Below are 3,644 nucleotides of genomic sequence, written 5' to 3' on the forward strand. Positions count from 1 at the left end.
CAACCTTCGAGGGGGCTCCCTCGCCGATTGGCGTCAAACAAACGGGTTTGTTTGAGTGCCAAGAGGGTCTTGGTACAGTGAGTCTATCAACTCCTTAAATTCTCGACCTCACGGTCTTGCGATTTACCGTTGACAGACCTTTTTTTGTATTTACTCTCCACCATCATCTCCATCGCCTATATCTATAAAAGGATCATCCGTGGAATCATTCTCTTCCCCTATTTCACTTTTAAATAAAGCCTCATATACATAACAAAGACCGCCCATTATCTATAAGTGTATAAGGCGGTCTTATCTATATTCATGCTATATATCTATTCTTAAATTCTCGACACTATTCTCGTTGTAAAGCTCCAACAGTAATATTTACTACTGGAATATTACCTGTATTTTAGATTATAATAGTGCTATCAAAATCAACAATGCTCGAAAATTTTATATTGATTTTTGAACCAGCTGTCGAGTTGTGCCACCAACTCGGCTTTTTTCTTTTCTAACGCTTTTTTGAAAACAGGTGTAATATCTTCCTCTTTGATTTCCTTTAACATTTTACGATATTTTTCTTTTTTTCTTTTTGAGAGGTTGGACCATTCTTGTGGATGATCCAGGAGATAATAAAGAGTTGCTCTATCCTCTATCTTTTCCAACTCGTTCAAAGAAGGGTTCTTTATTTGTAAAGTATCAAAAACTTCACCAAACTCATCCACCGTCTCTCTTTTTAACTCAAACTCTAGACGCCACCACGTATGTAAGTTAGAAGTATTCCCTTTCTTCTCTTGTTCCAACTGTTTATTATAAAGTCTAAGCATCTTATCACTTTGACGTTTACCTATATATAAGGTTTCAAGCTTCCTTGCAGCGTCTCTAAATTCAACTGTGGACTTTTGTCTTGAATTCCCTATAGGTATGAATTGATATTCACTCAAATCGAAATCAACATCGAAGGCTAGATCCAAACGAGTAATACCTACATCAGAAAGTAAGGGTATAACATTAGTTTGTAACCATTCGACTTGCCTGGTATCTAAGTTATTAGGGTTAAATTCCATTCTAAAATTCCGAGTATTAAATGATTTAGCTTTTAATTTGTCATACTCAAAGTAAACTAAGTCGTTTAAGAATTTACCTCTTACATAATCATGAAACTTGTTATCCATAACTGAAGTATCGTTACTCTTAATAAGTTCCTTTAAATAAAAAACCTTCGTGCTATTTAAATCACCTAATACAGTCATCCTATCAAAATGAATATCTAGTATATTACTAACATCCAAAAATCCTCACCCCTTTAAAAAACAAATAAAACAGCACATGTTCTGACCTTTTTTGACCTTTTCTATAACCCTTGCAGCTCTAAGGACCAAAAGCTTTTTTTTGTGTAGTGGTAAACCAAAAATGTACCCTTAAACCGGCTATTAGAAGAGGCCGGCTTAAACTAAGCTTGTTTTTAGCTCCAAAAACATCTCTTCACCTCTTCAAAATTACTTATTAGAAGCAGTTTTCTTTTCGAGTACTTTTCCTTTATAAAGTTCATTAACAGCATGACGAATAATATCCGACTTAGTAGGAGGAATAAAAGAGTCCTTAGAATATAAAGCAACTAAATCATCAATCATCTTAGATTCATTTTCCGCAAAGCGTACATTCATATTGATATTTTTATTCATTACTTTCACCTCCTTCATACTCTATTTTTAATATACATTGCTTTGCTATGTTTTACAAGTTTCATAGTTTTACCAAACCACGCATTACAAACGTCCGTCCTACGTGTCCTGGACGTCCAGGACAGTTAGGACGGACAGGACGGACAGGACAAAGGACAGTTAGGACGTCCAGGACAGTTAGGACGTCCAGGACAGTTAGGACAAACAGGACTTTTACCTCCTCGTAACGAATAATTGATTTAGTCAAAGGAGGGATAGATTTGTTAAAAGTAGTCCCTACAGAAAGAACATACGATGGCTCTACATTTGCTGAAAAATTAGGAATCACTCCATCAACTCTTAGAAACCACAAAAGCCAATTCACTAAAGTTGGCATTACTTTTAAAAATAATAAAGGAAAAACAATCTACACAGAAAATAATCTCCATATGTTCAGTGCTATGTTAGATTTACACAAACAAGGTGGCATGACTATAGCAGAGTGTGTCCACGCTGTCCTAAGTGTCCAGGACAGTCAGGACAGCACACAGGACAGTCAGGACAGCATCCAAGAATCTGTTATTACCCTCAAACAATATGAAGACATAATTAAACGACTAGAAATTCAAGAACAAGAGCTACAAAAATGTAAAGCTCAAATAGAAAGACGAGATCGCCAAGTCACAGAACTCATGAGACAAATGCAAGAACTAAGAAAACAGACAGGCCACAAGAAAGCATGGTGGATGTTCTGGAAAAACTAAAAATATCCTAAAATGCTAAAGAAACAGACTTAAACCTGCTTCTGATACGAGACAACACAGTTCTATGAATGATTTATATCTTAATCGAGCAAACTACCCAAGATGCTTTGTGCGCCCTGAGGCATCAACCTATAGAGCCCAATTGCATAACATCCAGAAACAGAAAAAACTACCTCACTCCCCGATGGTAGTTTTTTCTGTTTTCAGAATGTATAGGGTATACAAAGGTAGTTAACATAATGTCTCTTTCCGGAAGACACCACAAAAAAGAGAACCCTTCTCGCATAAGGGTTCTCATAAGGCTACGATTTCTGCTTTATGCAGCTTTTTATACATCCTTGATATGACTACGTTTTCTCTTCAGGTGATTGAAGGAAAGATGTATAAAAAGGCTACCTTTTATACATATGTTCTTAAGGTAAAATGTAGTCTTTATGGAAAAAATATGCTATAATTTGTTTGCAGCTATCTTTTCGATATTTGTTAAACGTTTGAACCCTGTGAAAAAGCTACCTCGCGTCCACTGCCGAGGTAGCTTTTTATTTTGCTTCTACAAGTTTTTTTCTTTTTCTGGTGTTTATTCCTTATTTATTATTATATTGTCGCTTAAACAGCTTATATGGGCCTTGTAACCAGTCTCTAGCTATATCTCATTCTCTTTCTTGAGATATTCCTTCTTATTGATTATACTTTTATATCCCTTGATTTCGCTATTATAGATCCCCATTTGGACCACTATTCTTGGATAGAGCATACCACAACTATAGATTTGGTGTAACGCACTACACCAATTTTTCATCTTCGATCAAATTGGGAGCGCGCTCTACGAGGTGGGCGGTCGGATTCCTCCCTGTGTTTGGCTCCGCCAAAATGAAAAAGGGCATCCTAAAAGGATGCCCTTTTTCATCAAGACCGTGGACGCTGTCCACCACCTGCCAAAGGGAAGCCCCTTTGGAATGGCTTCTACAAACACCCCCAACCCCCTCAACCTTCGAGGGGGCTCCCTCGCCGATTGGCGTCAAACAAACGGGTTTGTTTGAGTGCCAAGAGGGTCTTGGTACAGTGAGTCTATCAACTCCTTAAATTCTCGACCTCACGGTCTTGCGATTTACCGTTGACAGACCTTTTTTTGTATTTACTCTCCACCATCATCTCCATCGCCTATATCTATAAAAGGATCATCCGTGGAATCATTCTCTTCCCCTATTTCACTTTTAAATAAAGCCTCATATAC

3 protein-coding genes are annotated in these 3,644 nt (G+C 37.3%); 1 reads left to right on the top strand and 2 read right to left on the bottom strand.

Features of this window, described 5'->3' with window-relative positions; all coding sequences use genetic code 11:
- Positions 1-416 precede the first annotated feature (416 nt).
- Complete coding sequence (locus AC1DRF_RS19565) at positions 417-1,274, bottom strand: replication initiation factor domain-containing protein (protein ID WP_477741454.1); 858 nt, start codon at positions 1,272-1,274, stop codon at positions 417-419.
- Positions 1,275-1,481: 207 nt separating this feature from the next.
- Positions 1,482-1,667: a hypothetical protein gene (locus tag AC1DRF_RS19570; protein ID WP_034656939.1), complete on the bottom strand. Its 186-nt coding sequence runs from the start codon at positions 1,665-1,667 to the stop codon at positions 1,482-1,484.
- Between the two features lie 260 nt (positions 1,668-1,927).
- On the opposite strand from AC1DRF_RS19570, the gene AC1DRF_RS19575 reads away from it, so the two are divergent.
- Positions 1,928-2,410, top strand: a complete 483-nt coding sequence (locus tag AC1DRF_RS19575; protein WP_477741455.1) for a MerR family transcriptional regulator — start codon at positions 1,928-1,930, stop codon at positions 2,408-2,410.
- Positions 2,411-3,644: the final 1,234 nt, after the last annotated feature.

This window comes from Priestia sp. P5_B4 (assembly GCF_056400385.1).

Excerpts from the sequence above, each read along its gene's own strand:
- AC1DRF_RS19570 (WP_034656939.1), bottom strand. The coding sequence starts at position 1,667 with ATGAATAAAAATATCAATATGAATGTACGCTTTGCGGAAAATGAATCT.